Raw genomic sequence first — 2,005 nt, 5'->3', positions numbered from 1 at the left:
GCCGCCGCGCAGCGCGGCCGCCTCCGCGCCCCGCAGCCCCTCCCACGTCGCGAGGACCGCCGCCGCGGCTCCGAGCCCGGCCGCGAGCGCAGCCGCGCTCACCCGGCCGCCCCCGCACGCCAGCCGGCCACCCGGAGCCGCTCGCCGAGCGGGGCGCCGAGCGCGGCGACGTCGACCCGACCGTCCCGGTCCGCGACGCCGACGGCGCGCACGTCCCCTCCGTCGCGCTCCACCCGTGCGACGGCGTCGACCCTGCGCTGCCCGTCCGGGTCGCGGACCTGGTGGACGACGAGGTCGATCGCCGAGGCGACCTGCTCGCGCACCGCGGCGTGCGGGAGGCCGACGTCGGCCATGAGGGCGAGCACCTCGAGCCGGCGCAGCGCCGCCACCGGCCCGTCGGCGTGGACGGTCGAGAGAGAGCCGTCGTGCCCGCTGCCCATCGCGGCGAGCATGTCGAGCGCTTCGGGGCCGCGCACCTCCCCGACGATGATGCGGTCCGGCCGCATCCGCAGCGCGTTGCGGACGAGGCGCCGGATCGTCACCTCGCCGCGGCCCTCGACGTTCGGGGGCCGCGCCTCGAGCCGGACGACGTGCGGGAGCGCGATCCGCAGCTCCGCGGTGTCCTCGATCGTCACGACGCGCTCCTCCGCGCCGACGAAGCCGGTGAGCGCCGCGAGCGTCGTCGTCTTGCCCGCGCCCGTCCCCCCGCTCACGAGGACGTTGAGACGGGCGCGCACCGCCGCGGCGAGGACGTCGCGCACGCCGGGGCTCCACGTCCCGGCCGCGACGAGGTCGTCCGGTGAGAAGGCGACGCGACGGAAGCGCCGAATCGTGAGCGCGGGCCCGTCGACCGCGAGCGGCGGCAGGACGACGTTGACGCGGGAGCCGTCGGGCAGGCGCGCATCGCAGAGCGGCTCGCTCTCGTCGACGCGACGGCCGAGGGGAGCGAGGACCCGCTCGATGACGTCGCGCAGCGCTCCCTCCGTGGGGAACGCGACGGTGGTCCGCTCGAGGCGGCCGCGCCGCTCCACCCAGGCCGGCCGCGTGCCGCTCACGAGGATCTCGTCGACCTCCGGGTCGGCGAGCAGCGGCTCGAGAGGACCGAGGCCGACCGTGCGGGCGACGACGCGCCGGCGCACCTCCGCACGCGCCTCGGCGGGCAGCGCCGCCGCGATGCCGTCGACCAGCACGTCGAGCCGATCGGCGTGCGCGAGCCCGGAGGCGTCGTCGCCGGCCGCGGCGAGGAGACGCGTGCGCACGATCTCCGCGAGCGTCTCGAACCCCTCGTCCTGGGAGCCCGCGGTCCTCACCGGGGGCCGCCGTCCCCTGCGGCGCGCGCGAGGACGCGCACCTCGCGGGCGTACTGCTCGGCGGCGGCGAGCAGCACCGCCTGCTCGAGCGTGACGCGCAGCGAGACGGCGACGCGCGGCCCGGGCGCACCGTCGTCCGGCCTGCGGACCGGGGCCGCCGCGAGCACCTCCGCGTCCTCGAGCGCGATCTCGGTCCGGCCTCCCGTGCCCGCGACGTCGTCGCGCGTGACGAGGACGTCGACGCGCGCCCCCTTCCGCACGAGCGCCGGCGAGCCCCGGGCGACGAGCTCGGCGACGCGCTCGCCGGGGCGCACGGGAGGACCCTCCGGCTCGTCCCCCTCGGCGAGGAGCGCGGGGACGACGTCGGTGCCGCGATCGATCGCGACCGCGGCGCGCTGCCCCGCGACGAGGTCGGGGCGCGCGTAGGACGATGCCGGGGCGTACCGCGACGGCACCCGGCGCACGCCCAGGCGCGCGGCGGTGAGCGCTCCCCCCTCGGGGATGTCGGCGCGAGCGACGACGACCGCCGCCGTCGGTCCGAGCCGTCGCTCGAGCTCGCTCTCCCGCCGCGCGACGTCCGAGGCCGCGAGGCCGCCGAGGAGCGTCGCGAGGCCGGCGAGCACGAGCGCGCGTCGCCGCCGGCTCACGCGGCGAGGGTCCCGGTCTCCGGGACGGAGACGACGAGCGTCGTGCCG

At 79.0% G+C, this 2,005-nt stretch carries 2 protein-coding genes; both read right to left on the bottom strand.

Annotated features, from left to right (window positions below):
• Positions 1 to 98 precede the first annotated feature (98 nt).
• Positions 99 to 1,310, bottom strand: coding sequence for a TadA family conjugal transfer-associated ATPase (locus ACME2J_RS22235; protein ID WP_495547133.1), 1,212 nt, complete (start codon positions 1,308 to 1,310; stop codon positions 99 to 101).
• Complete coding sequence (gene cpaB, locus ACME2J_RS22230) at positions 1,307 to 1,957, bottom strand: Flp pilus assembly protein CpaB (RefSeq protein ID WP_495547132.1); 651 nt, start codon at positions 1,955 to 1,957, stop codon at positions 1,307 to 1,309. The genes ACME2J_RS22235 and cpaB overlap by 4 nt, the downstream gene beginning before the upstream one ends.
• Positions 1,958 to 2,005 lie beyond the last annotated feature (48 nt).

Source organism: Paraconexibacter sp. (genome assembly GCF_059438195.1).
This window is presented reverse-complemented; position numbering and strand designations above follow the sequence as displayed.